A 25,727-nucleotide genomic window follows, 5' to 3' on the forward strand; every position below is an offset into this window, starting at 1 on the left:
TGGCGGGTCTTCGCCACTGCCCGGCGCGAGGCGGACCTGGCCGCCCTGCCCTACCGCGGCGCCTACGTCTGCTCCAAGTTCGCCCTGGAGGGCTGACCGACACCCTGCGCCTGGAGCATCCACGTCAGCCTGATCGAGCCGGGCCCCATCAGCAGCCGCTTCCGCGAGAATGCCTATCGCGCCTTCAAGGCACATATCGATACCGCCCACAGCGCCCATGCCGACACCTATCGCGCCGTGGAGGCACGGCTGGCCGGCGACGACGGCGGCGGGCGCTTTACCCTCGGGCCCGAGGCGGTGGTCGACAAGCTGATGCATGCCCTGGAGAGCCCGCGCCCCAGGGCGCGCTACTACGTGACCGTGCCGACCCACCTGTTCGGCACCCTCAGGCGCCTGCTCGGCACCCGGGTGCTGGACCGCGTACTGCTGCGCTCGACCCGCGACGAGCGACAGCCCTGAGCGATAAGAAGCAGCCTTGAGGGCTCGTCGAACTGAACGCACCCGGTAGCCAGCCACAGTGGTGACAACGCCCCTGTAGGAGCGCAGGGTCCGGCGTTCCGGCTTGCTGCGCGATGGCGCCGACAGGCGCCCCGGCGCTTGGTGCCTATGGCCGGGGAGGCCTGCGGCCTCCCATCGCGACACGAGTGTCGCTCCCACAGGTAGGCTGTGTGCCCATTGCCGGAGCAAGCTTCGCCTCGTTAGATGGCATTGCGCAGCCCCAGCTCGTAGGGGTGGGGGTTCAGGTAGGTCTGCTCGCGGATATAGTCCGAGCCGTGGCGCTTCACGTAGTGGTTGAGCAGACGGATCGGCACCACCAGGTGCACGTGCCCCAGGCGATAGTCCTCGATGGCCACCAGCAGGTCCTGGCGGGTCTCGCCGTCCACCGCCTCACGGAGGTAGCCCAGCACGTGCATCAGCGCATTGGCGTGGGTCTTGCGGGTCGCCGGACGGCCCAGTGCGGCCATGAAGCGCTGCAGGTAGTGGGCCAGGGCCTCCTCCAGCGGCAGCTTGCTCGACTCGGCCAGGTAACGCCCCAGTTCGCGATAGGCCTCCACGTGATGGGCCATCAGCAGGTACTTCTGGCGGCTGTGGAACTGCAGCAGGGCATGATAGCTGGGGGCGGCCTCCACCCGGCGCTTCCAGTCGTCGAAGGCGTAGACCCGGGTGATGAAGTTCTCGCGCAGCACCGGATCGTTCATGCGCGCCTCCTCCTCCAGCGGCAGCTCCGGGAAGTGGCGACGCAGGGCGCGCACGAAGGCGCCCGAGTCGGCGTGGCTGGGCATGCCGTTGGGGTGGTAGACCTTGACCCGCGAAAGCCCGCAGCTCGGCGAGCCCTTCATCAGGATGAAGCCCCGCAGGTGACGGTGGCGGGCGGCAAAGTCCTCGCTGACCTCGGCCAGCCGCTCGGTGACGTCGAGGCTCGGATCCTTGGTCCCCTGCACGCGGGGCGCCTCGCCCTGCAGCCCGACCAGGCGGATGGGGTCACGGGGCACGCCGAGGCCGGCCTCGAGCTCGGGGCAGAAGGGCTCGAAGACGAAGCGATCCTGCAGGACCTCCAGGCAGTAGCGGGAACGCTTGTGTCCGCCGTTGTAGCGCACCTGCTCGCCCATCAGGCAGGCGCTGATGCCCACCGGGATCCCGTCCCTGCTTGCCGCCGGTTCCGCCATCGCCGCGCACCTCCTCTCGCCGTGCATCGCTCATCGTGCCTCGCTTGCCGGGCACCACCCCGGCCCGGCCATCGGGCAGCGCCATTGTGGCATAGCCATACCGCGCTGCCAGTCGCTAGCGTTCCAGGCCCAGGCGCCGATGCCACTCGGCGAGGCTCTCCTCGGGGTAGCCGGCGAAGCAGCGGTCGTTGTCGCGGGCCTCGACCTCCACCCAGGAGGCCTTGCTGTCGAGCAGCAGGTGGACCCGCTCGGGCGGGACCGGCAGCTCGCTGTCGATCGCCGAGGCGAAGGGATGGACCAGCTCGGGCCAGTTCGGGTCGAAGACCCACAGCGCGCTGCCACAGCGGCCGCAGAAGTGCCGCTCGCCCGCGCTCTCCTCGCCGTCGATCACCGCATGGTAGACCCGGGTGTGCTCGGCACCCTCGACCTCGAGGGTGCCGGCACGGGCGCCCAGGTTGATGGCATAGCCGCCACCACCGGCAGTCTTGCGGCAGATCGAGCAGTAACAGCGCTGGTAGGGATAGGGGTGGGGAGATTCAACGCGGAAGCGCACCGCGCCGCAGTGACAGGAACCTTCGAGCAGCATGGGATCACTCCTCCGGGTCGTTGGTGAGGGTCTCGCCCCGTTCTTCACGGGACGCCAGGGAGAAATGTCCGACACCAGGGACCCGCTGGCAAGAGCGCGACCTCTCGCTGGTGGGGAGGCAGGCAAGTTGCTATCGTCGGCGCGGCATTCATCCCCCTGGAGTCACCATGTCACAGAAGATCTACTGCATCGCGAGCTTCAAGCCCAAGCCCGGTAAGGAAGCGGCCGTCTTCCAGGCGCTCCAGGCCCTGGAGCCGAATGCCCATCGCGAGGACGCCTGCCTGCGCTACACCGTCACCCGCCAGATCGACAACCCCTTCGCCCGGGGCGAGAGCTATCCCATCGTCTTCCACGAGGTCTGGGCCAACCGCGAGGCCTTCGAGGCGCACTGCCAGCGCCGGGAGATCCAGGCGTTCTTCGCGACCCACCTCGAGGACCCGGACGGCGACATCGAGGACGCCAACGTCTGCGTTTATACCGACGAGCCGGCCGACTTCGACGCCCCGAGGCTCTGACCGCCTTGAGGCCCATGCGGTCGGGCTCACAGGAACTCGCGGGTGGCCTCCAGCACCCGGCCGTCGACCGTGCGCTGCAGCTTGTCCTCGATCTCGCTGCACAGCGACGTCACGTCCCGCGAGGAGGTGCCCACCACCACGAAGGTCCACTCGCTGGCATCGTGGCGGTCAAGGTCGCCGCTCTCGCAGACCGCGATCGACGGGTGTCGCCCGAAGCGCTCGTGCAGGCCGCCCATGCGCTGGCGCTTCTCCTTCAGCGAGCGACAGCCCGGCAGGGCGATCATGAGGGTGAGGACGGCGATATGCATGGCGGACTCCTCTGGCCTGCAGGGCATCTCCCGGAGTGGCGCCTGGCGCGCCGGGCGCCTACCCAGGTGGAAGGCAGCATAGTAGCCTTTGCCCATCGTCTGCCCCGACGGAGATCAAGATCAGCTCAGGAGACCCCATGATTCAGCTCCACCATTGCGTCAGCGCCCGCTCCTTCCGCCCCCTCTGGATGCTCGAGGAACTGGGCTTGCCCTATCAGCTGATCCTGCACGACTTCCCGCCGCGGGTGCACGACGAGGCCTTCCTGGCGATCAACCCGCTGGGCACAGTGCCCGCCTTTTTCGACGGCGAGGTGGGCATGACCGAGTCAGCGGCCATCTGCCAGCACCTCGCCGCTCGCCATCCCGAGGCCGGCCTGGACGTGGCCAGCCAGGATGCCGCCTATGGCGACTACCTCAACTTCCTGCACTTCGGTGAGGCGACCCTGACCTTCCCGCAAACCCTGGTGCTGCGCTACGGCCAGTTCGAACCCCCGGAGCGCCGCCAGCCCCAGGTGGTGGAGGACTACAGCCGCTGGTTCCTCTCCCGGCTGCGGACCCTGGAGCCACGGCTGGAGACCCGGCGTTGGCTCTGCGCCGAGCGCTTTACCGCGGCCGACGTCTCGGTGGGCTACGCGCTGCTGCTGGCCAGCCACCTGGGGCTGGACGAACGCTTCAAGCCGAACGTGCGCGACTACTGGGCACGCCTGCAGGCCCGCGAGGGCTTCCAGCGCGCCCTGGAGGCCCAGCATGCCGCCGCCGTGGCCCAGGGCGTCTCGCCGGCGGAGGCCATGGTACTCCGCTGACCTCTGGCAGCCGGCAGGCTAGACCTTCCAGGGAATCGGCGGTGGCATCAGCCGTTCGCCCTCATATTCGGGAACGCTGCCGAAGCGCTCGCCGCCGGCCTCCCACTCACGCTGGGCCTCGGCGATCTCGGCCTTGCTGTGACCGACGAAGTTCCACCAGATCACCACCTCCTCGCCAAGGGGTTCGCCCCCCAGCAGCAGCGCCCTGGCGCCCGCCGGCAGCGTCAGCTCCAGCGTCTCGCGTCCACGGCCCAGATAGGCCAGTTCATCGACGGCAAACGCCTCGCCGTCCAGCGTCACCTCCCCTTCCAGCGGCAGCACGGCGTACTCGAACGCGTGGCGCAGCTCCAATCGCAGTGAGGCCGCCGCCTCGGCGGCGAGGTCCAGGCCCACCAGCGGCGAGAAGGTCAGCGTGGGGGCCTGGCGGCCCCGATAACCCCACGGCTGTGGTATAAACGCGGACACCAAAGAACCCCTACCGGCAATGTCACCCTGGAGACAGCCATGGTCCGCTTCATTCTCTATCTCACCCTGCTGGCCGGCCTGGCCTATGGCGGGGTCTACTTATACTACGACGTCAGCATCAAGCGCGCCGTGAAGGATCACCTCGACGGCCTTGGCCTCACCGCGGTGGAGGTGAAGCGGGTCGATTTCGATCCCATGGCGCCGCTGGTCACCGATACCCACGTCACCGCCGAGGTCACCTACGGCGGCGCCGAGGCGAGCCTCGATATCCGCGTGATCGGCCATCCGGCCTTCTCCGAGGAGTACCGCCTCGAGCTCGACAGCCTGCAGGCCCTGCGGCTGACCCTTGGCGCCGGAGGCTGACCCAGGGGCACGCTACTGGGCGATGCGGTGATGATTTTAGTGGAGCCGACGGCGCAACGAAATATGGGTCGCGCTGCGTGGCCTAGTTAGGGCTTTCGGTGTATAGTCGTACGGTATTTCCGTACACAAAGGTGGCCGTATGGACTCAATCAGCGTAAACAAGTTTAGGGATAATCTGAAAAGTGTCATAGAACAAGTGGTTAGCAGGCACGAACCGCTCAAGGTGACCCGGCGGGCAGGTGAAGCGTTTGTTGTGATGAGCGCCGATGACTGGGAGCGGGAGCAAGAAACCCTTCACGTGCTCCAAAGCAAGAATCTCATGCAACAAATTGCCAACTCTCTTGAGACCCACACCCGCGGCCAAGGCTATAAACCGACCGATGAGCAGTTGAATGAGATCACTGGTATTTGAGGGTAATACCTGGGAAGCGTATGAAACAATGCGCGAGAAGGACGAGCGACTGCACAAAGCATTATGCAGATTGCTCAAGGAAATGCTCCGGTCTGCAGATCCTTCGTCAGGCTTGGGAAAGCCCGAGCCGCTCAAACACAACCTCTCTGGCCTGTGGTCCAGACGAATTTCACAGAAAGACCGCTTGATATATCGTTTCGACGAGAATTCCATCTACATCTTCGCTATCGGTGGGCACTACGATCAGCCCTAATGCCCGGCTCTGCGGCAGGCAAACGTGGAGGCCGCTTTTTGGCCGGGGCTTTTGCCTGTCCGCCAGAAGCCGCTTGTTAACAGCTCATTGCCACTCAATATTTAGATGTAGCGTCCCTGATGATTCACCTGGGTGGTGCCGTCGGGTGTAGGAAGCGTGACATCATGAACCCGATGGTATGTCTCGGCGGGGAATTGTGAACCAGGGTGAGTGGAGTGGTTTGAACGCTCGCTCAAGCCTGTGATGGCTCATACAGCCTCGCCTGAAAGCCGATAAAGACCTCGCGGATATTCTCGACGCTGCCGAGCTCGGCGATGGCGTCCGTCGGGGTCTGGTACTTGAGTTCGATCAGCCGGGGCAGCTTGTCCTGGGCGAGTTCGCCGACGCCGTCCTGGATGTAGTGGCCCAGCACGAAGCCGAGGAACTCGCGCTGGCGGTAGTCATAGTCGGAGAACAGCCGTTCGCGGTGGGAGGCCACCCGCTCCTCGCGGCTGAGCGGCGGCAGCGCGAAGGCGATGTAGGCCAGCACATCGAAGAGGTCGCTGTTCTCGGCGTCGACCAGGCGGCCGATCTCCTTCAGCTGCTCGGGGCCGTAGCCCTTCTCGTCCAGGCTATCCAGAAGCCCCTGGCGGGTATCCGGCCGGCTCCAGAGCTCGCGCAGCGTCTCCTCGTCCTGGAAGAGGGCCGGCAGGTCGCCGTACAGCCGACGGATGAAGTCGGCTGCACTGATCGGCGTGCCATCCGGGCTCCAGAAGCTGGTCGCGCTCATATATTGCAGTTGGCGGTACTTGCCCGGGGCCAGTTCGATCTCCACCACGGGCCTGCCGCCCTCGCCACCGCACTGGCAGGGTGCCTCGCCGCACGCCGGGCAGGGCTCCGGCGGTGCCTTCTCACAGGTGCAGGGGCGGTTGCCGCAATGCTCGCAGGGCTCGGGCGGGCTGACCAGGCAGGTGCAGGGCGTCTCGCCGCAGCGGCCACAGGGTTCGGGCGCCATGGGCTCGCCGTCCCACTCGGGGTCGTTGAAGTGCTCGTAGGCGCGGACGAAGTCGAGGATGGTGAAGTGATCCTTGCCGTCGAACAGGCGCGTGCCGCGGCCGATGATCTGCTTGAACTCGATCATGGAGTTCACCGGGCGCATCAGCACGATATTGCGGATGTTGCGCGCGTCCACGCCGGTGGAGAGCTTCTGCGAGGTGGTCAGGATGGTAGGAAGGGTCTTCTCGTTGTCCTGGAAGCGACGCAGGAAGCGCTCGCCCTCCGCTCCGTCATCGGCCGTCACCCGCACGCAGTAGTTGGGGTCGGGGTGTCTCTTGGCCTGGTTGATCAGGTCGCGTACCGCCAGGGCGTGGGCCTGGTTGGCGCAGAACACCAGGGTCTTTTCCTGTGGGTCGATCATCTCCATGAACACCTGCACCCGGTACTGTTCACGCTCCTTGATCGTGATGATCTGGTTGAAGTCGGGCTCTTCGTAGCGCCTGCCCTGCTCTACCTCGCCCTGGATCACCTCGTCATCCGGGGTGTAGACGTAGTCGTCCAGGGTGGTGGCGATCTGGCGGACCTTGAAGGGCGTCAGGAAGCCGTCGTTGATGCCCTCCTTCAGCGAGTAGACGTAGGCCGGCTCGCCGAAGTAGGCGTAGGTGTCGGTGTTGGTGGTGCGCTTGGGGGTGGCGGTCAGGCCCAGCTGCACCGCCGGGGCGAAGTATTCGAGGATAGCGCGCCAGCTGCTCTCGTCATTGGCACCGCCGCGGTGGCATTCGTCGATGATGATCAGGTCGAAGAAGTCCGGCGGGTAGTCGCCGAAGCTGGGGGCCGGATTGCCCTGCGCGTCGCGGCCGCTCATGAAGGTCTGGAAGATGGTGAAGAAGAGATTACCGTTCTTGGGTACCCGCCCCTGCTTGCGGATCGCATCGGGGGCGATGCGCACCAGGGCATCCTCGGGGAAGGCGGAGAAACTGTTGTAGGCCTGGTCGGCGAGGATATTGCGGTCGGCCAGGAAAAGGATGCGCGGCCGGCGCCGGGTCGCCTCGTCACCCTGCCAGGCGGCCAGGTTCCAGCGGCTGTGGAACAGCTTCCAGGCGAGCTGGAAGGCGATGGCGGTCTTGCCGGTGCCGGTGGCGAGTGTCAGCAGCACGCGCTGGCGACCGGCGGCGATGGCCTCCAGCGCCTGGTTGATGGCGTTGTGCTGGTAGTAGCGCGCCTGCCACTGGCCGCCGTTGTCGTGGAAGGCCACCTCGCCGAAGCGCTCGCGCCAGGCGTTGGGCTCGGGGAAGGTCTCGGCCCACAGCGCCTCTGGCGTGGGATAGCCGGACACCGGGCCTTCCTCGCCGGTGTGCATATCGACCCGGTAGAGCCCGAGGCCGTTGGTGGCATAAGCGAAACGCGCCTGCAGCCGCTCGGCGTAGCGCTTGGCCTGGGCCAGGCCCTCGGTGACGGGCAGGTCGCGCTTCTTGGCCTCGATCACCGCCAGCTTCTGGCCCTGGTAGAAGAGCACGTAGTCGGCGATGTCGCCGCGGGTGCGCTGCCCGGCGCCCTGCAGCCGCCCCAGGGTGATGACCTCGCGACGAACCCGGCTGCCCGCGACCAAACCCCAGCCGGCTTGCTTGAGGGCGGGGTCGATCAACTCGGCGCGGGTATCGGCTTCGTTCATCGGGTCAATCCTTGTCCGGACGGTGCACGATCAGGAGCCTTCAGGCTCGGCAACACTTCACAACATATGGGTTTCTACCGGGCAAAGCCAGTTTCGGTTTTCCAGAGCGCGCCGGTCCGTCAGGCGTCTCCCGGGCTCGCCAGCATGTTCATGATCAGCCGGACCATGGTCTCCTTGTTGGCCGGGTCCGACTCGGCGATCAGCAGCGTCAGGGCGGCGAGGCCCACATCGTTGATGATCGCCTCTCCCTTGTCGTCGATCAGGCGGTCGTTTCGGTAGAGAAAATCGACGAACAGATAGGCCGCGCTGCGCTTGTTGCCATCGGCGAAGGGGTGGTTCTTGACCACGAAATAGAGCAGGTGCGCGGCCTTGGCCTCCACCGAGGGATAGGCCGGCTCGCCGAAGACCGTCTGGTCGAGGTTGCCGAGCAGCGCATCGAGGCCGTCGCCGCGCTCCCGGGCGAACAGCTCGGTGGCCTCCCCCTTGGCGATCAACTCGGCCTTCAGAGAAGCCAGCGCCGTGCGGGCTTCCTTCAGCGTCGGCAGCCGCCCGCCGGCCTCGGCGCGGGGCTCGGTGAGCAGGCCCTCGTCGTAGCGCTGCAGCAGCAGAAAGGTCTGGGCATAGCGGGTGACGATATCCACCAGGCCCCGTCCGCTCGACGCATCCAGCGCCGGGCTGCCGGCGGTCTTGCGCACCAGGGCCATGGCGGCCTCCAGCTCGCGGGCGTTCTCCTCGAAGCGCTGGCGATTCAGCGTCCAGCCCTGCGTCAGGTGCCCGCGCAGCACCCGGGTAGCCCACTGGCGGAACTGCACGGCGCGCCGGGAGTTGACCCGATAGCCAACGGAGATGACGACATCCAGGTTGTAGAATTTCACAGGCTTGTCAGAGCCAGCAACGTGCAAATTTTGCACATTGCTTTTCTCGTCCAGCTCACCCTCACGGAAGATGTTGCGCAGGTGCTTGGTGATTACCGAGCGCTCGCGGCCGAATAGCTCGCTCATCTGCTCCTGACGCAGCCAAACTGTCTCCTGTGTGGTATCCAGCCGCACCTCGACGGAATGATCACCGTGCTGGTAGATGACAAGTTCTGCCTGGCTCTCGGTACTCATGCCGTCGCCTCCTCCACCGACATCTCGGCTTGCCTCGCCGTCAGTAGGCCCGGTAAGCGCCAGAGCACCGGGCGTGGGATGGCGGAACCGCAACGCCTGATGCGCCTTCGGCTTATCAGGCCTACATCCTGGTCGGCCTCCTGGTACATGACGATAGGCACCTGATTGTTGTCGCTCATGCCGTCGCCTCCTCCACCGCCGCCTCAGCCTTGCTGGCCGTCAGCTCGCCGGAGAAAGCCTTGTGAAGCAGGGACTGCTTTAGCTCGGAGAGGGCGGTGAGTTTCTGCTGGTAAATCGCTTCTAAGCGCAGCGCTTCATTTCGAAGGTTGTCTATCTCTTCCGCAATGCGGGACTGTTCACTCAGGTCAGGCAGCCTGACAGGCAAGGACTTGATGATGCCCATATTGAGGCCGGCCATGATCGAGCCCTTGGCATGCTTTTCAAGGTATTCACGCGCCACCGGGTGATAGAGGAAATAGCCATGCAGAAACTCTGGAAGGCAGCGATCCTGGTCGAGTGTAATGCAGCAAAGATGCTTCGTATTGATTGCCGTAGGGATGTCATTCGGAACGATCGCACAGCGACCACATGTCCCCATTATAGTGATAATTACATCGCCCGGCTTGACAGTGTAGCGCTTCAGAGACTCATACTTTTCATCAGTAATGAAACGACTTTTCCCCCATGCGAATTCATTATTGACGGCATTGTCGATACCGAGCACGGCGATGCCTTCATCCACAAATTCGCTATGCAGCAACTGACTACCGAAAGGCCCCGTTCTAATAGCTCCCTTCTTAGGAAAAGCAAGCTCTTCAACTGTATACCTTCCCCATCCCTTGGTATCAGGGTCACAAAATATACGGTGCACCACCGAGGCTTCGAATAGCTCACGTGCATTGGCAAGGTTCTTTTCGGTATTGGCAACGACCGTATCGATACCCTCGAAAGCCTCGTCAAGGATGGCAACGATGCGTTTTTGCTCCCCAACAGAAGGAAAATCAATATCCAGCTCTTTTAAAAGCCGATAATGACGAGCATACCCTAAGCCGCTCAGCGGCTTACCCAACAAATAGTAGTATAGATAACTAGCATCAATAAATGGCTTAGGCCTGAGAACTTTTACACCATCGGCACCCACGACAAAATCAAAATCAACAAGTTTTAAAACTGTCGTATGGTCACCAAAAACAACAAGAGGCCTATCGACACGCACAACGTCACTCGGGTCATCCCAATACCCATTTACCAGCCTTTTCTCTTGAGAGACAATGGGATGCTTGCCAGCCTGAAGAAACTTCTTCTTGGGTATTTTATTGATTTTTGGCGCCTTATCAAGGCACTCGGGCAGCTTTAATGTCTTCCAGTGACTCATAACATCCCCCGAATCCCTTCCAGGATCTCCTCGGCCTCGCGGTCCAGCGTCTCGATCTCGTTGATGATCACCTCGGGGTCGCGCAGCGGGGCTTCCTCGGCCCGATTGGGGTTCTTCACCGAGAGGTCGAAGGTCTCGCGATCCAGGTCATCGACGCTGACCTTCCAGGAATGGTCGGAGTCGGCAAAGCTGGCCTGGAGCGCGACGAACTCGGCCAGGTCATCGTCGTTGAGCGGATTGGTCTTGCCCAGGCTACGGCCGGGGTCGAGCTGGTAGTACCAGATATCGCGGGTGGGGGCGCCCTTCTCGAAGAACAGCACCACCGTCTTCACGCCGGCGCCGAGGAAGGTGCCGCCGGGGCAGTCGAGCACGGTGTGCAGGTTGCAGCTCTCCAGCAGTTCCTGGCGCAGCGCCCTGGAGGCGTTGTCGGCGTTCGACAGGAAGGTGTTCTTGATCACCACCGCGGCGCGGCCGCCGGCCTTCAGGCGCTTGATGAAGTGCTGCAGGAAGAGGAAGGCGGTCTCGCCGGTCTTGATCGGGAAGTTCTGCTGGACCTCCTTGCGCTCCTTGCCGCCGAAGGGCGGGTTGGCGAGGATCACGTCGAAGCGGTCCTTCTCCTGCAGGTCGGCGAGGTTCTCGGTCAGGGTGTTGGTGTGCACCAGGTTGGGCGCCTCGATGCCATGCAGGATCATGTTCATGATGCCGATGACGTACGGCAGGCTCTTCTTCTCCTTGCCGGCGAAGGTGCGGTTCTGCAGGGTGTCGAGCTGCTCGGTGGTGAGCCGGCGCGGCTCGTCGCTATTGATGCCGTAGCGCAGGTAGTCGTGGGCCTCGCAGAGGAAGCCCGCCGAGCCGGCGGCGCCGTCATAGATCCGCTCGCCGATCTTTGGATCGATCACCCGGATCATGGCGCGGATCAGCGGGCGCGGCGTGTAGTACTCGCCGCCGTTGCGCCCGGCGTTGCCCATGTTCTTGATCTTGGCTTCATACAGGTGCGAGAGCTCGTGCTTCTCGGCCTGGGAGCGGAATTGCAGGCTGTCCACCAGCTCCAGGGCGTCGCGCAGGCTGTAGCCGCTCTGGAACTTGTTGCGCACCTCGCCGAAGATCTCGCCGATCTTGTACTCGATGGTGTCCGGCCCGCTGGCGCGCTCGCGGAAGCCCTGCAGGTAGGGGAAGAGCTCGCGATTGATGAAGTCGAGCAGGTCGTCGCCGGTCAGGGCGCGGTTGCGGTCGAGGTTGCCGTCGCGATCGCGGGGTGCGGCCCAGGTGGACCATTGGTAGGGCGTGGCGATGATGAAGTCGAAGGTCTTGCCGGCCAGGGTGGCGTTGACGGCACGGCGCTGCTCCAAGTCATCCAGGTACTTGAGGAACAGCAGCCAGGAGGTCTGTTCGGTGTAGTCCAGCTCGGTGGCGCAACCGGCCTCTTTCCACAGCACATCGTCGATGTTCTTGAAGGTCTGCTCGAACATGGGGGTCGCGGGTCCTTGCGATGAGAATCTTGGGCTCAATGCTACGCCGCGGCACCGGGAGGCGCCAATTGCCGGTGGCGCAGAGATTCGCGAAGCAAGCTTAACTACCACTAAGGCTCAAATCGCGAAGCAAGCTTCGCTCCCACGAAGACCGGTCGGGTGCCGTAGTTGAGCACGGCGGCGGGGGGAGATTCGCGAAGCAAGCTTCGCTCCCACGAAGACCTGCCGGGTGCCGTAGTTGAGCACGGCGGCGGGGGAGATTCGCGCTGCAAGCAGCGCTCCCACGAAGACCGGTTGGGTGCCATGCGTGGGGGCTCCCACCAAAACCGGAAAGTGGCATGATATGCTCGGAGGCACATCAACCGGCATCCCTGCCGACCTTCGAGGAGAACAAGATGGCCCAGGCAAGCGCACGTCATATCCTGGTGGACAGCGAAGCGAAGTGTAACGAACTCAAGGCCGAGATCGAGGGCGGTCGCGACTTCGCCGAGGTCGCACGCGAGCACTCCTCCTGCCCGTCCGGGAAGCAGGGCGGCGAGCTCGGCACCTTCGGCCCGGGCCAGATGGTGCCGGAGTTCGACAAGGTGGTGTTCGAGGGTGACGTGGGCAAGGTGCATGGCCCGGTGAAGACCCAGTTCGGCTACCACCTGCTGGAGATCACCGAGCGCAGCTGACCCCGCCTCGCCTTGATCGACGCCGTGCATGGCCGCCATGTACGGCTTTTTCTTGTACAACCCCTGTATCATCCAGCCAGTCGCGCTAGGATAGGGAACACCAGCGATCACCACAGGAGGAGCCGCGAATGAACGACAAGGCCTTTCAACAGAGTATCCGCAAGCTGCTGAAGACGGTGGGCGTCACCACCCAGCAGGAGATCGAGAAGGCGGTGCAGCGCTCGCTCGCCGAGGGGCACCTCGAGGGCAACGAGACGCTGCCGGCACGGGTGACCGTGGAGGTGGATGGCCTGAGCCTGGCGCTCGACTTCGACGGAGATATCACCCTTGAGTGACGCGCCCATGATTCGCGTGGAAGGCCTCTCGAAGACCTTCCGCGACGGCTTCAAGGCACTCATCGATGTCGACCTCGAGATCGAGCGGGGCGAGATCTTCGCCCTGCTCGGCCCCAATGGGGCGGGCAAGACCACCCTGATCAGCGTGATCTGCGGCCTGGTCAACCCCACCGAGGGCGTGGTGACCGTGGATGGCCACGATATCGTGCGCCAGTATCGCCGCGCCCGGGCGATGATCGGCCTGGTACCCCAGGAGCTGACCAGCGAGGCCTTCACCACGGTATGGGACACGGTGAGTTTCAGCCGTGGCCTGTTCGGCAAGCCGAAGGACCCGGCCCATATCGAGAAGGTGCTGCGCGCCCTGACCCTCTGGGAGAAGCGCGATAAACGCCTGCTGTCGCTCTCCGGCGGCATGAAGCGCAGGGTGCTGATCGCCAAGGCGCTGGCCCACGAGCCCCAGGTGCTGTTCCTCGACGAGCCCACCGCCGGGGTCGACGTGGAACTGCGCCGCGAGATGTGGGAGGTGGTGCGCGAGCTTCGCCACCAGGGCGTGACCATCATCCTTACCACCCACTACATCGAGGAGGCCGAGGAGATGGCCGACCGCATCGGCGTGATCCGCCGCGGCGAGCTGGTACTGGTGGAGGACAAGCGCGCCTTGATGCGCAAGCTCGGCAACAAGGAGCTGACCCTGCACCTCCACGAACCGCTGCAAGGGGTGCCCGCGGCCCTGGCCGGCCATGGGCTGGAACTCGCCGACGAGGGCCATGCCCTGGTCTACAGCTACGACGCCGCCAGCCAGGAGGAGAGCTCGAGCATCTCCGGGCTGCTCGCCGACCTGGAAGCGGTGGGCCTGCGGGTCAAGGATCTGCACACCCGCCAGAGTTCCCTGGAGGATATCTTCGTCAGCCTGGTCCGGGAGCGTCACTGAGCATGAAGCGCTTGAACCTGCAATCCGTGAAAACCCTCTACCTCGCCGAGATGGCGCGCAGTATGCGTACCGTGCTGCAGAGCATCGTCTCGCCGGTGATCTCCACCTCGCTCTACTTCGTGGTGTTCGGTGCGGCCATCGGCACGCGCATCAGCGAAGTGGATGGCGTCAGCTACGGGGCCTTCATCGTCCCGGGCCTGATCATGCTGATGCTGCTGACCCAGAGTGTGTCCAACGCCTCCTTCGGCATCTTCTTCCCGCGCTTCTCAGGCTCGATCTACGAGATCCTCTCGGCGCCGATGTCCTATGTCGAAGTGGTGCTGGGCTATGTGGGCGCGGCAGCCACCAAGTCGATGATCCTGGGGGTGATCGTGCTGGCCACGGCCCGGCTCTTCGTGCCCTATTCCATCGAGCATCCCCTGATGATGCTGGTCTTCCTGGTGCTCACGGCCACCACCTTCAGCACGCTGGGGTTCATCATCGGCATCTGGGCCGATGGCTTCGAGAAGCTGCAGCTGGTACCGCTGCTGGTGATCACCCCGCTGACCTTCCTCGGTGGCACCTTCTACTCCATCGACATGCTGCCGCCCTTCTGGCAGACGGTGACCCTGGCCAACCCGGTGGTCTACCTGGTCAGCGGCTTCCGCTGGAGTTTCTACGGCATCAGCGATGTCAGCCCGGTCGTCAGCCTGCTGGTGATCCTGCTGTTCCTGGGGTCGGCTGTGGCGGTGCTGCGCTGGATATTCAAGAGCGGCTACCGCCTCAAGCCCTGAGTCCTGAGCCCTCATGCGCTGATCAGGGTGCCGACCTGGCCCTCGAGGATGCGGCCGGCGTCGACCAGGCGACCGATGATGTCGATGGGCAGGATGCGCCGCGGCAGGGGCGAGGCGACCACGCGTCGCCAGTGGCCGGAGGCCTCCTCGACGAAGGCCCAGCCCTTCTCGGCCTTGAGCCGGTGCATGGTGTCGCGGTCGTAGCCGGGGCCGATGGGCTTCGACGGAGTCAGGAAGGCGGGGTCGTCGGCATCTACCTCGACCCGGGTCAGTAGGCTGGCGCAGCTGGCGCCGGGTGGCATCTCGTTGAGCAGCTCGGCCTCGATCAGGTAGCCGATGATGCCCTCGGTCGCGGCGTCCATCACGTCCAGCGGGTAGGCGTCCACCTCGCTGTAGGCCTGCGCCTGGAGGACCAGCAACCCCACCTGGGGACCATTGCCATGGGTCACCACCAGCTGATGGGGACCGGCGAGGTCGGCCAGGGCGAGTGCCGCGCGCCGCACGTTGTGGCGCTGGTTGTCGATGGTCATGGGCTCGCCACGCCGCAACAGGGCGTTGCCGCCCAGGGCTACCACGATTCGCATGCGAAGCAGCCTCCGGCGTGGGTGTGGGTGGGACCTTCATGCCGGGTCAGGCGCCCGGCCGGGGCGCAGGCGACGTCCCCTTGCATCAGCATAGTCCGGTGCTGCGCTGCCACGCACCCTGGCACGCTCCGAGCCCCGAGGCCGGCTATCGAGGCGCGCCCGGGGCGGGTATCATCGCCCTCCTCGCCACCTCACCGCGGAGCTCCCATGCCGATCCTGCACAGCATCGTCCATCGCATCGACCAGGCCGCCGGCGAGGCGCCGATGCGCCTGGTGCCCGCCACGGCGGAGCTGCCCCCCTCCCCGGCCCTGGACGACCTGCTGGCCGGCTTCAACGATGCCTTCAATGCCAAGCCCAAGGCCTGGGGCCATTTCGCCGAGACGACGCCCGAGGGGGAGGTGAGCTCGCCCTTCGCCAGCGAGCTGGCCGACACCCTCGACGGGGGCCGCGACTTCGCCAGCTTCTCCCGCGACCTGGCGCAGCGCATCGCCGAGCTGGTCGGCGCTCACCTCTCGCTCTCCGGGGACCTGCTGGTGCTCGACCACCAGCTCGGCGACACCCGTTACCTGAGTCTGGCGCTGCTGCACCATCGGGAGGGCTTCGGCATCGACGCCCACCTCGCCGTCGTGCCGGTACGCCAGCTGAACCTGGCGCAGATGACCCTGGCAGCGCGCCTCAACCTCAACCAGTGGCAGGCCGGCGACTCGAAGCAGTACCTCTCCTGGACCCGCGACCGCGGCGGCAAGAAACTCGCCGAGGGGTTCGCCGCCCTGCTCGGCGCCGAGGAGGGCGTGGACGCCAGCAGCGAGACCCGCACCCTGCTCAAGGCCTTCAGCGACTACGTCGAGCAGGAAGACCTGCCCGAGGAGGCCAGCCGCGAGAAGACCGATGCGCTGATCGACTACGCCAGCGACCAGGCTCGCCGCGGCGAGCCGATGACCCTGGAGGCGCTCTCTGAGGTCCTCGACGAGCAGCAGCCGAAGGCCTTCTTTGATCATATCCGCAACGCCGACTACGGCCTCTCCCCGGAGATCCCGCCGGACCGGCGCACCCTCAGCCAGTTTCGCCGCTTCACCGGCCGCGCCGGCGGGGTGTCGATCAGCTTCGACTCCCACCTGCTCGGTTCCGGCGTGGAGTACGACGAGGACCAGGACCGGCTGATCATCAAGCAGGTGCCCAAGCAACTGCGCGAGCAGCTCAAGCGTCAGGGCTGATACCGGGTAATGTCGGAGCGGGCTATGCTGAAGCACGCACCCACACCGCCGCGAGAAGAGAGTCACCATGCGCCGCATCCTGATCCTTCAGGGCCACCCCGATGCCACGGCCCCCCATCTGCTGCATGTTCTGGCCGAGCACTATCGCCTGGGCGCGGAAACGGCGGGGCACGAGGTGCGCACGGTGAGGGTCGCCGACCTGGACTTCCCGCTGCTGCGCAGCCAGCAGGCCTGGACCGAGGAGCGCATGCCCGCCTCCCTCGACGAGGCGGCGCACGCCATCGGCTGGTGCGACCACCTGGTGCTGTTCTTCCCGCTGTGGCTCGGCGACATGCCGGCGCTGGTGAAGGGATTCCTCGAACAGGTGATGCGTCCGAACGTCGCCTTCGAGTACCAGGAAGGCAATCCCCTGGGTCGCAAGGGGCTGAAGGGACGCTCGGCGCGCGTGGTGGTGAGCATGGGCATGCCGGCGGCGATCTACCGCCACCTCTATCGCGCCCACAGCGTGAAGTCGCTGGAACGCAACATCCTGGGGTTCGTGGGCTTCGCCCCGGTGCGTGAGACGCTGATCGGTTCGGTGGAGACACTCGACGCGGACGACTGTCGCAAGTGGTTCACCCGCCTGGAGAAGCTGGGTGCCAAGGCAGAATAACCGCTGAGTTCCCTCTAATACGTGACTCACACTTACCCTGTAAGCGATCGCTTACAGACATCGTGAGCTTCCTGTGACACTTGCAGGAGGTGGCTGGCGGGATGCGCAAATTGTCGCCATGCTTCCCCGGGTACGCTGCCGGGTGAGCAGGCACCGACGGCAGGACTTCCATAAGAAAACCTACTGAAGGGAAGCGGACGGCCGTTGTCATGAAGACGGGCGCCGTCCCTCGAGGAAGTGCGAATGGCCACCAACGCAGGGGATGACAACGCACTCGATTGGTGTGGCGAGTTTCGGGACTCCGCCCGAGAGGCCCTGTACCGCCGGACCATGCAGGCCTACGACGCCTGCCAGCTGCGTCATGCCCTGGTAGTGGCCGCCGGGCTCTTTCTCGCCTTCAGCCTGACGGACTTCAGCCTGCTGGGCTCGAGCAATGCCTTCTTGGTGCTGCTGGCCATGCGCGCCACCGTCGCCACGACCTTCCTGGTGTTGACCCTGGCGGTATGGCGGCGCCCCGCCCTGGCCCAGGCGCCAGCGCCGATCAACCTGGCCTGCCTGATGGCCGTCAGTGGCCTGCTGCTCACCATCCCCCTGCGGCCGGATGGCGTCATGATCAACCTCGCCTCGATCGTGGCCGCCAGCATGGCCCTCTACCTCTTCATCCCCAACCGGCTACCCTGGATGCTGGCCAGCAATGCCTACCTGATCGGCGGCTTTCTCACCTCGACGATCGTGTGGTCACCACTGCCCAGCGGGATCCTGGTCAACACCCTGCTGCTGCTGGGCTTCGTCAACCTGCTGTGCTGGCTGTCAGTCTCCCGGATCCACCGCCTGCAGCGCGCCCAGTTCGCCAGCCTGCTGGAGGAACGCTCGAACAACGGCCGGCTGAAGGATGAGATCGAAGAGCGCAACCAGCTGGAGCAGCGCCTGCGCCATATGGCCAGGACCGACGAACTGACGGGGATCACCAACCGCCGACGGTTCTTCGAGCTGGCCGAACAGGAGCGCCGCCGGGCACACCGTGACGGTACCCCCCTCGCGCTGTGCATGGTGGATGTCGACTACTTCAAGGCCATCAACGACGTGCATGGCCATGCCATCGGCGACCTGGCGCTGACGGTGGTCGCTGCCCGCTGCCAGTCGGTACTGCGCGAGAGCGACATCATCGGCCGCTACGGCGGCGAGGAGTTCATCATCGCCCTGCCCCTGGCCAACCTGATCACCGCCCAGGAAATCGCCGAACGACTGCGTGAGGCCGTATGCAACCGTTCCCTGGAGGTCAAGGGCGTGACACTGGACCTGACAGTCACGGTCGGCATCAGCCGGGTCGACGATGGCGAGACCAACCTCGACCCGGGCCTGCTGCGCGCCGACCGTGCCCTGTATACCGGCAAGAGGAGCGGGCGCAACTGCGTGGTGGTGACGCCTCAAGGCCTAGAGCTGACCCTGCTGGAGAGCGTGCCGACGGCTGTCACACCAGAAGCGGTTCGAGCCACTGCCTCAGCTGCGGCCCTTGCAGCAGTCCCGGTTGGCGGGCGACTTCCCGGCCGTTCCTGAAGACGATCAGGGTGGGGATGCTGCGGATGCCGAAACGCGCCGCCAGCGCCTGTTCCTGCTCGGTGTTCAGGTTGGCGAAGCGCAGCCGCGGCTCGAGTTCCCGGGCGGCCTCGGCGAAGATCGGCGCCATCATCTTGCAGGGCCCGCACCAGCTGGCCCAGAAATCCACCACCACCGGCAGGTCGCTGCGTTCGACCAGTGCATGGAAATTGGCACTGGTGAGTGGCACCGGCTCGCCGGTGAACAGCGCCTGCTTGCACTTGCCGCACTTCGGCCCTTGGCCGAAGCGGGCCCTGGCGACGCGATTGATGGCCCCGCAGTGGGGGCAGCCCAGGATCAAGGAATCGGCCATCTCGCTCTCCATCTGAGAAGGGGTTTCCGCACTATGCTGGCGCCCGGCGGGCGCTTCAAGCGGCATCGCGTCGCAGGCGTGTTCCATCGGCCATGCAGTGGCGTGCCCGGGCTGCTATCGTCGCGGCAACACCTCCCAACCACACCGCCGAAACCTCCATGGCAACACGACCCGACCCCCGCGTGCTGCTGCGCCTGCTGACCCTGCTGCATCCCTACCGCTGGCGCCTGGTGCTGGCCGCCCTGGCGTTGCTCGCTGCCGCGGCCAGCGTGCTGCTGCTCGGCCAGGGGCTGCGCCTGGTCATCGACCAAGGGTTTTTGGCGCAGGACCGCGCACGGCTCAACCAGGCCCTCGGCCTGATGCTCACCGTGGTGGCGGTGCTGGCGATGGCCTCGGCGCTGCGCTATTACCTGGTGACCTGGATCGGCGAACGGCTGGCGGCCGACCTGCGTCGCCGGGTCTTCGACCACCTGCTCGACCTCGAGCCCGGCTTCTTCGAGAGCAGTGCCGGGGAGAGCGGCGGCGCCGGGGAGATCACCTCACGGCTGACGGCGGATACCAGTGTGCTGCAGAGCCTGTTCGGCTCGTCGATCTCGCTGGCGCTGCGCAACCTGCTGATGCTGGTCGGGTCGGTGGCGCTGATGCTGGTGACCCAGCCGGGGCTGTCGGCCATCGTGCTGCTGGGCATCCCCGCCACGCTGCTGCCGATCCTCTGGTTCGGGCGCCGGGTGCGACGCCTCTCGCGCTTCAGCCAGGACCGGGTGGCGGAGCTCGGCCGCTATGCCGGGGAGGCCCTGGCCGGCATCCGCACCGTCCAGGCCTTCACCCACGAGACGCAGGATCGCCAGGCCTATGGGGCACGGGTCGAGGAGGCCTTCGCCACCGCCGTGGCCCGCACCCGCCAGCGCGCCTGGCTGACGGGCATTGCCATGCTGGCGGTCTTCACCGCGGTCGGCGTGATGCTCTGGCAGGGCGGCCAGGCGGTGCTGGCCGGCAGCATGACCGCCGGCGAGCTCTCGGCGTTCGTCTTCTATGCCGTGCTGGCGGCGGGCGCCGTGGCGACGCTGGCCGAGGTAGCCGGCGACGTGCAGCGCGCCGCCGGGGCCGCCGAGCGCCTGCTGGAACTGCTGGAGGCACGGCCGGTCATTCGAGCCCCCGTGCGTCCCGTGCCCCTGCCCGTCCCCCTGAGCGGGGCGATCCACCTGGAGGCCGTGAGCTTCACCTATCCCGGCCGTGAATCACCGGCGCTGGAGGCGCTCGATCTGCGAGTCCGCCCGGGCGAGCGGCTGGCGCTGGTCGGCCCCTCCGGGGCCGGCAAGAGCACCCTGCTCGCGCTGCTGCTGCGCTTCCATGACCCGGACCGGGGCATCCTGCGCCTCGACGGCATCGACCTGCGCGACCTGGACCCACGTGAACTGCGCGAGGCGCTGGGCCTGGTGGCCCAGGAGCCGGTGCTCTTCACCGGCAGCGTGGCCGAGAACCTGCGCTTCGGCCGGCCCATGGCCAGCCTCGAGGAACTGCGCCGGGCCGCCCGGGATGCCAATGCCCTGGACTTCATCGAGGCCCTGCCCCGGGGGGTCGATACCTCGCTCGGCCCCGGCGGCGTGCAGCTCTCCGGCGGCCAGCGCCAGCGCCTGGCCATCGCCCGGGCGCTACTCAAGGAGCCCCGGGTGCTGCTGCTCGACGAGGCCACCAGCGCCCTGGACGCCGAGAGCGAGCGGCTGGTGCAGCAGGCCCTGGACCGGCTGATGGTGGGCCGCACCAGCCTGGTGATCGCCCATCGCCTGGCCACCGTGGTCGCCGCCGACCGCCTGCTGGTGCTGGACCAGGGCCGGCTGGTGGCCAGCGGCCGCCACGCTGAGCTACTCGAATCGAGCCCGCTCTACCGCCACCTGGCGGAGCTGCAGTTCGGGCGCCATCCGGCAGCCGACAGGAGCGACTCCCCTTCTTAGTTGCTGAAAAAGCCTTCCATCGCGCATGCTGCATCTCCAACCCCCTTCACCAGGAGACCCTCCATGACCCCGCCTCGCCTCGGTTTCATCGGCATCGGCTTGATGGGCCACCCCATGACGCGTCGACTGCTGGCGGCGGGTTTCGACGTGACCGTGTGGAACCGCACCCCCGCCAAGGCCGCCCCTTTGCGCGAAGCCGGCGCCCGGGTGGCCGGCTCCATCGCCGAGCTGATGGAAGCGGTGGACGTGGTACTGCTGTGCCTGGCCAATACCGCCGTGGTAGAGGACGTGGTGTTCGGCGAGGGGGGCGTGGCCCAGCACGGCCGTGCCGGCCAGCGGCTGGTCGACCTCTCCAGCAGCGATCCCGCCGCGACGCGTGACTTCGCCGACTGGCTCGAGAGCGAATGCGGCATGCACTGGGTGGATGCGCCGGTCTCCGGTGGCGTCGCCGGCGCCGAGGCGGGCAGCCTGGCCATCATGTGCGGCGGCGACGCCGAGGATATCGAGGCGATCCGGCCAGTGCTGGCCCCCCTGTCCGCCCAAGTGACCCATATGGGCCCGGTGGGCAGCGGCCAGGTGACCAAGGTGTGCAACCAGATGGTCGTCGGCTGCCAGGCGGCGGTGCTGGCCGAGATGGTGGCACTGGCCGAGGCGAGTGGCGTGGACGCCACCCGGCTGACCGAGGCATTGGCCGGGGGCTTCGCCGACTCGACCCCCTTCCGGATCCTCACCCCGCGCATGGCGGCGAACGACTTCGCCGACCCGTCCTGGCACCTGCGCACCTTGCTCAAGGACCTGGACATGGCGGTGGCCCAGAGCCAGCGCAGCGGCAGCGCCACGCCCATGAGCGGCCTGGCCGCCCAGCTGATGCGCGCCCAGGCCGGGCGTGGCCACGCCGAGCACGACCCGGCGATCCTGGTGGAAGCCTATCGCTCCATCGACGAGGGGGATGAGGCATGAGCGAGCCAAGGATGATCTACGCGGCGTGAGGCGCCGGCAGATTTGTCGCCTCTTGCCCGCTTCCGTACACTCGTTTGACTCTTCCCATCTGCGATCTGCCGAGGCATAACCCATGGCGTTTGATTCCACTTCCACCTACGTGGCCACCGAGGCCCTCAAACAGGCGGTCAACGCCGCCGTGACCCTGGAGCGCCCGCTGCTGATCAAGGGCGAGCCGGGCACCGGCAAGACCCTGCTCGCCGAGGAGCTGGCGGCCTCGCTGGGCACACAGCTGCACACCTGGCACATCAAGTCCTCCACCAAGGCCGCCCAGGGGCTCTACGAGTACGATGCGGTGAGCCGCCTGCGCGACTCCCAGCTGGGGGTCGAGGGCGTGGAAAACGTCGCCAACTACATCAAGCCCGGCAAGCTGTGGGAGGCCTTCACCGCGGATGAGCGGGTGGTGCTGCTGATCGACGAGATCGACAAGGCGGACATCGAATTCCCCAACGACCTGCTCCAGGAGCTGGATCGCATGGAGTTCCATGTCTTTGAAACCGGCGAGACCATCACCGCCCACCACCGCCCGATCATCGTCATCACCTCCAACAACGAGAAGGAGCTCCCCGACGCCTTCCTGCGCCGCTGCTTCTTCCACTATATCGAGTTTCCCGACCGCGAGACCATGCAGACGATCGTCGACGTGCACTTCCCCGAGATCGCCCCGACGCTGGTCGGCGAGGCGCTGGAAGTGTTCTTCGATCTGCGCCAGGCCCCGGGTCTGAAGAAGAAGCCCTCGACCTCGGAGCTGGTGGACTGGCTGAAGCTGCTGATGGCCGACGACCTGGCCCGGGAGGCGCTCTACCAGCGCGATCCTACCAAGGCGATCCCGCCGCTGGCCGGGGCCCTGGTGAAGAATGAACAGGATACGCAGTTACTGGAACGGCTGGCCTTCATGATGCGCCGCCAAGGCAACCCGAGGCGCTGACCCATGTTTATCGGCCTGTTCGAGACCCTGAAGCGTGCCGGGGTGCCGGTGTCGCTGCGCGAGCTGCTCGACCTCCATGCAGTGGTGGAACGTGGCGTGGTATTCGCCGACATGGAGGCCTTCTACCGGATCGCCCGCACCGTGCTGGTCAAGGATGAGCGCCACTTCGACCGCTTCGATCGCGCCTTCGCCGCCTGGTTCGAGGGTCTGGAGAACCTGGACGCCGCCATCGAGGCGCTGATCCCCGACGACTGGCTGCGCCGAGAGTTCGAGAAGCAGCTCTCCGCGGAGGAGAAGGCACGGATCGAGTCCCTGGGTGGCCTCGAGAAACTGATCGAGACCTTCAAGCAGCGCCTGGAGGAGCAGAAGAAGCGCCACGCCGGCGGTAACAAGTGGATCGGCACCGGCGGCACCAGCCCCTTCGGCGCCTACGGCTACAACCCCGAGGGGATCCGCATCGGCCAGGAGGGCTCGCGCCATCGCCGGGCGGTGAAGGTGTGGGACGAGCGGCGCTTCCGCGACTACGACGACTCCCTGGAGCTGGGCACCCGCAACATCAAGATGGCGCTGCGCCGGCTGCGCAAGTTTGCTCGCCAGGGGGCCTCGGAGGAGTTCGACGTCGACGCCACCATCCGCGAGACGGCCCGCGACGCCGGCCTGCTCAATGTGCAGATGCGCCCGGAGCGCCACAATACGGTGAAGGTGCTGCTGCTGCTCGACGTGGGCGGCTCCATGGACGACCACATTCGCACTTGCGAGGAGCTCTTCTCCGCGGCGCGTTCGGAATTCAAGCACCTGGAGCCCTACTATTTCCACAACTGCCTCTACGAGGGGCTATGGCGGAACAATGCAAGGCGCCATCATGAGCGCATCCCGACCCTGGACGTGCTGCATACCTATGGCGACGACTATCAGGTGGTGATCGTCGGCGACGCCGCCATGTCGCCGTACGAGATCACCCATCCCGGCGGCAGCGTGGAGCACTTCAACGACGAGGCCGGGGCCGTGTGGCTCAGGCGCCTGATGGAGAAGTTCCCGCGCCTGGCGTGGCTCAACCCCATGCCGCGGCGCGCCTGGGAGGTCACCCACTCCACCCGGCTGATCCGCGAGCTGATCGACGATCGCATGTACCCCATGACCCTGGAGGGGCTGGAGAGCGCCATGCGGGAACTGGCTCGGTAGGCGCATATAGCCCTTATGGGCTATATATTGCCATTATAACCTTTTAAGGCTATTAGATTGATAAATAGCCCTCCAAGGCTATCCTTGAGGCGAGAGCCCCGGAGGACCTGCCATGCCACAGCGAATCGCCGTGCTGACCGGCGACGTGATCGACTCGCGCAAGATCGACGACCGACCTCGCCTCTACCGGCTGCTGGATGAGAGCCTGGCCGAACTGGCCTCCCTGCATGGCGGCCACGGCGAACGCTTCCGTGGCGACGGCTTCCAGCTCGCCCTGCCCCGGGCGGCGCCGGCCATGGAGGCGGCCGTGGCCCTGCGGGCGGCGCTGGTCGAGCACTCCGAGCCCGACCAGCGCTGGGATGCCCGCATCGCCGTGGCGGTCGGGCCGGCGGAGCGCGGCATCGCGGCGGCCGACGGCGCCACCTTCGTGGCCTCGGGTCGCGCCCTGGATGCCCTGGCCGACACCAGCACCCACCTGTCGCTGACCCGGCTGGACGCGCCCGAGGACCCCGGCCTCGCCCTGCTGGTCCGCTTCATCGACGACCTGCTCGACGGCTGGTCGCCCTACTCCGCCGAGGTCGTCGGCCTGAGCCTGCGCCATGATGCCTCCCAGCAGGCCCTGGCCGAGCGACTCGGCATCCGCCAGCCCAGCGTACACAAGCGTTTGCGCGCCGCCCGCTGGGCCCTGCTTTCCGACACCCTCGACTACCTGCGACAGCGCCTCGCCGACGAGGAGGGCACGCCATGAGCGCCGATGCCCTCTCGTTGCTCATGGGGCTGGTCCTCGCCCACCTGGTCGGCGACTTCCTGCTGCAACCGCGTACCTGGGTGGAGGAACGCTACCGGCTGCGCCACCGTTCCCCGCGCCTGCTCCAGCATGCCGGCCTGCATGGCCTGCTCGCCGGGGGTGTGCTGCTGGTGGCGAGTGCGGCCATGCCCCGGGGCCTGGCCGCGGTGCTGCTCGGCGCCCTGACGGTGGCCGCCAGCCACTGGCTGATCGACCTGGCCAAGGCCCGACTGCCGGCCGGCGAACTGCGCTGGTTCCTGCTCGACCAAGCCAGTCACCTGCTGGTGCTGCTGGGACTCTGGCTGGCCTGGCTCGGCAGCCTGGCCCCGCTGCGCGAGCTCGCCGCCTGGCTCGCCTCACCGACGGTGCTGGGAATGGCGGCCGCCTACCTGCTGGTGACGCGCCCGCTGTCGATCGCCATCGCCCTGGTCATGCAGCGCTGGAGCGAGCAGCTCGAGGAGACCGGCACCCTGGCCAGCGCCGGAGCGCGCATCGGCGTGCTGGAACGGCTGCTGGTGCTGACCCTGGTGCTGCTGGACCAGCTCACCGCGGTCGGTTTCCTGCTCGCCGCCAAGTCGGTGCTGCGCTTCGGCGACCTGCGCGACTCCCGCGACCGCAAGCTCACCGAATACGTGCTGCTCGGCACCCTGCTCAGCGTCTCCACCACCCTGGTGCTGGGCATGCTGGTGCGCCTGCTGCTGCTCGAGGGCTGACCAGGGCTCGGCGGGAACACCGTGTGAGCACAAGCTTTTGCCGCCTCGGACGGCGAGCCGTACAATGCTCGGTCATTGCCGCCGACCTGCGCGGCCCCCGATTCCGTCACCTGTACGAACA

30 protein-coding genes are annotated in these 25,727 nt (G+C 66.1%); 19 read left to right on the forward strand and 11 right to left on the reverse strand.

The window, feature by feature from the left end:
* Positions 1 to 237 precede the first annotated feature (237 nt).
* Positions 238 to 459, forward strand: a complete 222-nt coding sequence (locus tag OP497_RS13175; RefSeq protein ID WP_280549116.1) for a hypothetical protein — start codon at positions 238 to 240, stop codon at positions 457 to 459.
* A gap of 239 nt (positions 460 to 698) precedes the next feature.
* On the opposite strand, the gene OP497_RS13180 is transcribed toward OP497_RS13175, so the two are convergent.
* Both OP497_RS13180 and OP497_RS13185 read right to left on the reverse strand, forming a co-directional pair.
* Positions 699 to 1,667, reverse strand: coding sequence for a DUF523 and DUF1722 domain-containing protein (locus OP497_RS13180; protein WP_280549118.1), 969 nt, complete (start codon positions 1,665 to 1,667; stop codon positions 699 to 701).
* Positions 1,668 to 1,782: 115 nt separating this feature from the next.
* The gene (locus OP497_RS13185; RefSeq protein WP_280549120.1) at positions 1,783 to 2,253 is read right to left on the reverse strand and encodes a GFA family protein; all 471 of its coding nucleotides are present in this window, start codon (positions 2,251 to 2,253) and stop codon (positions 1,783 to 1,785) included.
* A gap of 167 nt (positions 2,254 to 2,420) precedes the next feature.
* Between OP497_RS13185 and OP497_RS13190 the strand changes: the two genes are divergently transcribed.
* Positions 2,421 to 2,768 carry a putative quinol monooxygenase gene (locus OP497_RS13190; protein WP_280549122.1) on the forward strand — a complete coding sequence of 116 codons (348 nt, stop codon included), beginning with the start codon at positions 2,421 to 2,423 and terminating at the stop codon, positions 2,766 to 2,768.
* A 26-nt stretch (positions 2,769 to 2,794) separates the two neighbouring features.
* On the opposite strand, the gene OP497_RS13195 is transcribed toward OP497_RS13190, so the two are convergent.
* Entirely contained in the window at positions 2,795 to 3,076 is a 282-nt protein-coding gene (locus tag OP497_RS13195; protein WP_280549124.1) for a DUF503 domain-containing protein, read from the reverse strand.
* 137 nt (positions 3,077 to 3,213) lie between these two features.
* On the opposite strand from OP497_RS13195, the gene OP497_RS13200 reads away from it, so the two are divergent.
* Positions 3,214 to 3,879 carry a glutathione S-transferase family protein gene (locus OP497_RS13200; RefSeq protein WP_280549126.1) on the forward strand — a complete coding sequence of 222 codons (666 nt, stop codon included), beginning with the start codon at positions 3,214 to 3,216 and terminating at the stop codon, positions 3,877 to 3,879.
* 18 nt (positions 3,880 to 3,897) lie between these two features.
* Here the strand turns inward: OP497_RS13200 and OP497_RS13205 are convergent, their stop codons facing one another.
* Entirely contained in the window at positions 3,898 to 4,344 is a 447-nt protein-coding gene (locus tag OP497_RS13205) for a pirin-like C-terminal cupin domain-containing protein (RefSeq protein WP_280549128.1), read from the reverse strand.
* A 39-nt stretch (positions 4,345 to 4,383) separates the two neighbouring features.
* On the opposite strand from OP497_RS13205, the gene OP497_RS13210 reads away from it, so the two are divergent.
* The 3 genes from OP497_RS13210 (at position 4,384) to OP497_RS13220 (ending at position 5,372) form a co-directional block, all read left to right on the forward strand.
* On the forward strand, positions 4,384 to 4,707 hold the full coding sequence (locus OP497_RS13210) for a hypothetical protein (RefSeq protein WP_280549130.1): 324 nt from the start codon (positions 4,384 to 4,386) through the stop codon (positions 4,705 to 4,707).
* 139 nt (positions 4,708 to 4,846) lie between these two features.
* Positions 4,847 to 5,119 (forward strand): type II toxin-antitoxin system Phd/YefM family antitoxin, encoded by a 273-nt coding sequence (locus OP497_RS13215; RefSeq protein WP_280549131.1) that lies wholly within the window; start codon positions 4,847 to 4,849, stop codon positions 5,117 to 5,119.
* 28 nt (positions 5,120 to 5,147) lie between these two features.
* Positions 5,148 to 5,372 (forward strand): Txe/YoeB family addiction module toxin, encoded by a 225-nt coding sequence (locus OP497_RS13220; RefSeq protein ID WP_280549210.1) that lies wholly within the window; start codon positions 5,148 to 5,150, stop codon positions 5,370 to 5,372.
* Between the two features lie 232 nt (positions 5,373 to 5,604).
* On the opposite strand, the gene OP497_RS13225 is transcribed toward OP497_RS13220, so the two are convergent.
* The 5 genes from OP497_RS13225 to OP497_RS13245 all read right to left on the reverse strand — a co-directional run bounded on the left by OP497_RS13225 (position 5,605) and on the right by OP497_RS13245 (position 11,972).
* Positions 5,605 to 8,019, reverse strand: coding sequence for a DEAD/DEAH box helicase family protein (locus OP497_RS13225; protein WP_280549132.1), 2,415 nt, complete (start codon positions 8,017 to 8,019; stop codon positions 5,605 to 5,607).
* Positions 8,020 to 8,138: 119 nt separating this feature from the next.
* Positions 8,139 to 9,128, reverse strand: a complete 990-nt coding sequence (rhuM, locus tag OP497_RS13230) for a RhuM family protein (protein ID WP_280549133.1) — start codon at positions 9,126 to 9,128, stop codon at positions 8,139 to 8,141.
* Positions 9,125 to 9,307 (reverse strand): hypothetical protein, encoded by a 183-nt coding sequence (locus tag OP497_RS13235; RefSeq protein WP_280549135.1) that lies wholly within the window; start codon positions 9,305 to 9,307, stop codon positions 9,125 to 9,127. Before OP497_RS13235 ends, rhuM begins: the two co-directional genes overlap by 4 nt.
* Positions 9,304 to 10,503: a restriction endonuclease subunit S gene (locus tag OP497_RS13240; RefSeq protein WP_280549137.1), complete on the reverse strand. Its 1,200-nt coding sequence runs from the start codon at positions 10,501 to 10,503 to the stop codon at positions 9,304 to 9,306. Before OP497_RS13240 ends, OP497_RS13235 begins: the two co-directional genes overlap by 4 nt.
* Complete coding sequence (locus OP497_RS13245) at positions 10,500 to 11,972, reverse strand: N-6 DNA methylase (RefSeq protein WP_280549139.1); 1,473 nt, start codon at positions 11,970 to 11,972, stop codon at positions 10,500 to 10,502. Before OP497_RS13245 ends, OP497_RS13240 begins: the two co-directional genes overlap by 4 nt.
* A 395-nt stretch (positions 11,973 to 12,367) precedes the next feature.
* Here OP497_RS13245 and OP497_RS13250 point away from each other — a divergent pair, with 395 nt between their 5' ends.
* From OP497_RS13250 to OP497_RS13265, 4 genes are all read left to right on the forward strand, one after another.
* Positions 12,368 to 12,646: a peptidylprolyl isomerase gene (locus OP497_RS13250; RefSeq protein WP_280549141.1), complete on the forward strand. Its 279-nt coding sequence runs from the start codon at positions 12,368 to 12,370 to the stop codon at positions 12,644 to 12,646.
* 128 nt (positions 12,647 to 12,774) lie between these two features.
* Positions 12,775 to 12,981 carry a DUF6494 family protein gene (locus OP497_RS13255; protein WP_280549143.1) on the forward strand — a complete coding sequence of 69 codons (207 nt, stop codon included), beginning with the start codon at positions 12,775 to 12,777 and terminating at the stop codon, positions 12,979 to 12,981.
* Positions 12,982 to 12,988: 7 nt separating this feature from the next.
* A complete protein-coding gene (locus tag OP497_RS13260) occupies positions 12,989 to 13,912 on the forward strand; it encodes an ABC transporter ATP-binding protein (RefSeq protein ID WP_280549212.1) in 924 nt (307 codons plus the stop codon).
* Positions 13,913 to 13,923: 11 nt separating this feature from the next.
* Positions 13,924 to 14,685: an ABC transporter permease gene (locus OP497_RS13265; protein ID WP_280549214.1), complete on the forward strand. Its 762-nt coding sequence runs from the start codon at positions 13,924 to 13,926 to the stop codon at positions 14,683 to 14,685.
* Positions 14,686 to 14,696: 11 nt separating this feature from the next.
* Here OP497_RS13265 and OP497_RS13270 read toward each other — a convergent pair whose 3' ends face one another.
* On the reverse strand, positions 14,697 to 15,269 hold the full coding sequence (locus OP497_RS13270; RefSeq protein WP_280549145.1) for a hypothetical protein: 573 nt from the start codon (positions 15,267 to 15,269) through the stop codon (positions 14,697 to 14,699).
* Between the two features lie 207 nt (positions 15,270 to 15,476).
* Here OP497_RS13270 and yejK point away from each other — a divergent pair, with 207 nt between their 5' ends.
* The 3 genes from yejK (at position 15,477) to OP497_RS13285 (ending at position 18,693) form a co-directional block, all read left to right on the forward strand.
* Positions 15,477 to 16,484: a nucleoid-associated protein YejK gene (yejK, locus tag OP497_RS13275; protein WP_280549147.1), complete on the forward strand. Its 1,008-nt coding sequence runs from the start codon at positions 15,477 to 15,479 to the stop codon at positions 16,482 to 16,484.
* A gap of 67 nt (positions 16,485 to 16,551) precedes the next feature.
* A complete protein-coding gene (locus OP497_RS13280; RefSeq protein ID WP_280549149.1) occupies positions 16,552 to 17,136 on the forward strand; it encodes an NAD(P)H-dependent oxidoreductase in 585 nt (194 codons plus the stop codon).
* 243 nt (positions 17,137 to 17,379) lie between these two features.
* Positions 17,380 to 18,693 (forward strand): GGDEF domain-containing protein, encoded by a 1,314-nt coding sequence (locus OP497_RS13285; RefSeq protein ID WP_280549151.1) that lies wholly within the window; start codon positions 17,380 to 17,382, stop codon positions 18,691 to 18,693.
* Here the strand turns inward: OP497_RS13285 and trxC are convergent.
* Positions 18,608 to 19,045 carry a thioredoxin TrxC gene (trxC, locus tag OP497_RS13290; protein ID WP_280549153.1) on the reverse strand — a complete coding sequence of 146 codons (438 nt, stop codon included), beginning with the start codon at positions 19,043 to 19,045 and terminating at the stop codon, positions 18,608 to 18,610. The two genes, OP497_RS13285 and trxC, sit on opposite strands and share 86 nt — an antisense overlap.
* Before the next feature lie 158 nt (positions 19,046 to 19,203).
* On the opposite strand from trxC, the gene OP497_RS13295 reads away from it, so the two are divergent.
* The 6 genes from OP497_RS13295 (at position 19,204) to OP497_RS13320 (ending at position 25,606) form a co-directional block, all read left to right on the forward strand.
* Entirely contained in the window at positions 19,204 to 20,997 is a 1,794-nt protein-coding gene (locus OP497_RS13295; RefSeq protein ID WP_280549155.1) for an ABC transporter transmembrane domain-containing protein, read from the forward strand.
* A 63-nt stretch (positions 20,998 to 21,060) separates the two neighbouring features.
* Entirely contained in the window at positions 21,061 to 21,957 is an 897-nt protein-coding gene (locus OP497_RS13300; RefSeq protein WP_280549157.1) for an NAD(P)-dependent oxidoreductase, read from the forward strand.
* A gap of 112 nt (positions 21,958 to 22,069) precedes the next feature.
* Positions 22,070 to 22,924 (forward strand): MoxR family ATPase, encoded by an 855-nt coding sequence (locus tag OP497_RS13305; protein WP_280549159.1) that lies wholly within the window; start codon positions 22,070 to 22,072, stop codon positions 22,922 to 22,924.
* A 3-nt stretch (positions 22,925 to 22,927) separates the two neighbouring features.
* The gene (locus OP497_RS13310; RefSeq protein WP_280549161.1) at positions 22,928 to 24,106 is read left to right on the forward strand and encodes a VWA domain-containing protein; all 1,179 of its coding nucleotides are present in this window, start codon (positions 22,928 to 22,930) and stop codon (positions 24,104 to 24,106) included.
* Positions 24,107 to 24,218: 112 nt separating this feature from the next.
* Positions 24,219 to 24,854: a hypothetical protein gene (locus OP497_RS13315; RefSeq protein WP_280549163.1), complete on the forward strand. Its 636-nt coding sequence runs from the start codon at positions 24,219 to 24,221 to the stop codon at positions 24,852 to 24,854.
* The gene (locus OP497_RS13320; RefSeq protein ID WP_280549164.1) at positions 24,851 to 25,606 is read left to right on the forward strand and encodes a DUF3307 domain-containing protein; all 756 of its coding nucleotides are present in this window, start codon (positions 24,851 to 24,853) and stop codon (positions 25,604 to 25,606) included. The genes OP497_RS13315 and OP497_RS13320 overlap by 4 nt, the downstream gene beginning before the upstream one ends.
* The last annotated feature ends 121 nt before the right edge of the window (positions 25,607 to 25,727 follow it).

Origin of the sequence: Halomonas sp. 11-S5, assembly GCF_029889825.1 — a bacterium.
In the GTDB taxonomy this organism is placed as follows: domain Bacteria; phylum Pseudomonadota; class Gammaproteobacteria; order Pseudomonadales; family Halomonadaceae; genus Halomonas.

Bases quoted from the DNA above. Each gene is read 5' to 3' on its own strand.
- OP497_RS13180 (WP_280549118.1), bottom strand. From the start codon at position 1,667: ATGGCGGAACCGGCGGCAAGCAGGGACGGGATCCCGGTGGGCATCAGC.
- OP497_RS13185 (WP_280549120.1), bottom strand. From the start codon at position 2,253: ATGCTGCTCGAAGGTTCCTGTCACTGCGGCGCGGTGCGCTTCCGCGTT.
- OP497_RS13190 (WP_280549122.1), top strand. From the start codon at position 2,421: ATGTCACAGAAGATCTACTGCATCGCGAGCTTCAAGCCCAAGCCCGGT.
- OP497_RS13195 (WP_280549124.1), bottom strand. From the start codon at position 3,076: ATGCATATCGCCGTCCTCACCCTCATGATCGCCCTGCCGGGCTGTCGC.
- OP497_RS13200 (WP_280549126.1), top strand. From the start codon at position 3,214: ATGATTCAGCTCCACCATTGCGTCAGCGCCCGCTCCTTCCGCCCCCTC.
- OP497_RS13210 (WP_280549130.1), top strand. From the start codon at position 4,384: ATGGTCCGCTTCATTCTCTATCTCACCCTGCTGGCCGGCCTGGCCTAT.
- OP497_RS13215 (WP_280549131.1), top strand. From the start codon at position 4,847: ATGGACTCAATCAGCGTAAACAAGTTTAGGGATAATCTGAAAAGTGTC.
- OP497_RS13220 (WP_280549210.1), top strand. From the start codon at position 5,148: ATGCGCGAGAAGGACGAGCGACTGCACAAAGCATTATGCAGATTGCTC.
- OP497_RS13225 (WP_280549132.1), bottom strand. From the start codon at position 8,019: ATGAACGAAGCCGATACCCGCGCCGAGTTGATCGACCCCGCCCTCAAG.
- rhuM (WP_280549133.1), bottom strand. From the start codon at position 9,128: ATGAGTACCGAGAGCCAGGCAGAACTTGTCATCTACCAGCACGGTGAT.
- OP497_RS13235 (WP_280549135.1), bottom strand. From the start codon at position 9,307: ATGAGCGACAACAATCAGGTGCCTATCGTCATGTACCAGGAGGCCGAC.
- OP497_RS13240 (WP_280549137.1), bottom strand. From the start codon at position 10,503: ATGAGTCACTGGAAGACATTAAAGCTGCCCGAGTGCCTTGATAAGGCG.
- OP497_RS13245 (WP_280549139.1), bottom strand. From the start codon at position 11,972: ATGTTCGAGCAGACCTTCAAGAACATCGACGATGTGCTGTGGAAAGAG.
- OP497_RS13250 (WP_280549141.1), top strand. From the start codon at position 12,368: ATGGCCCAGGCAAGCGCACGTCATATCCTGGTGGACAGCGAAGCGAAG.
- OP497_RS13255 (WP_280549143.1), top strand. From the start codon at position 12,775: ATGAACGACAAGGCCTTTCAACAGAGTATCCGCAAGCTGCTGAAGACG.
- OP497_RS13260 (WP_280549212.1), top strand. From the start codon at position 12,989: ATGATTCGCGTGGAAGGCCTCTCGAAGACCTTCCGCGACGGCTTCAAG.
- OP497_RS13270 (WP_280549145.1), bottom strand. From the start codon at position 15,269: ATGCGAATCGTGGTAGCCCTGGGCGGCAACGCCCTGTTGCGGCGTGGC.
- yejK (WP_280549147.1), top strand. From the start codon at position 15,477: ATGCCGATCCTGCACAGCATCGTCCATCGCATCGACCAGGCCGCCGGC.
- OP497_RS13280 (WP_280549149.1), top strand. From the start codon at position 16,552: ATGCGCCGCATCCTGATCCTTCAGGGCCACCCCGATGCCACGGCCCCC.
- OP497_RS13285 (WP_280549151.1), top strand. From the start codon at position 17,380: ATGGCCACCAACGCAGGGGATGACAACGCACTCGATTGGTGTGGCGAG.
- trxC (WP_280549153.1), bottom strand. From the start codon at position 19,045: ATGGCCGATTCCTTGATCCTGGGCTGCCCCCACTGCGGGGCCATCAAT.
- OP497_RS13295 (WP_280549155.1), top strand. From the start codon at position 19,204: ATGGCAACACGACCCGACCCCCGCGTGCTGCTGCGCCTGCTGACCCTG.
- OP497_RS13300 (WP_280549157.1), top strand. From the start codon at position 21,061: ATGACCCCGCCTCGCCTCGGTTTCATCGGCATCGGCTTGATGGGCCAC.
- OP497_RS13305 (WP_280549159.1), top strand. From the start codon at position 22,070: ATGGCGTTTGATTCCACTTCCACCTACGTGGCCACCGAGGCCCTCAAA.
- OP497_RS13310 (WP_280549161.1), top strand. From the start codon at position 22,928: ATGTTTATCGGCCTGTTCGAGACCCTGAAGCGTGCCGGGGTGCCGGTG.
- OP497_RS13315 (WP_280549163.1), top strand. From the start codon at position 24,219: ATGCCACAGCGAATCGCCGTGCTGACCGGCGACGTGATCGACTCGCGC.
- OP497_RS13320 (WP_280549164.1), top strand. From the start codon at position 24,851: ATGAGCGCCGATGCCCTCTCGTTGCTCATGGGGCTGGTCCTCGCCCAC.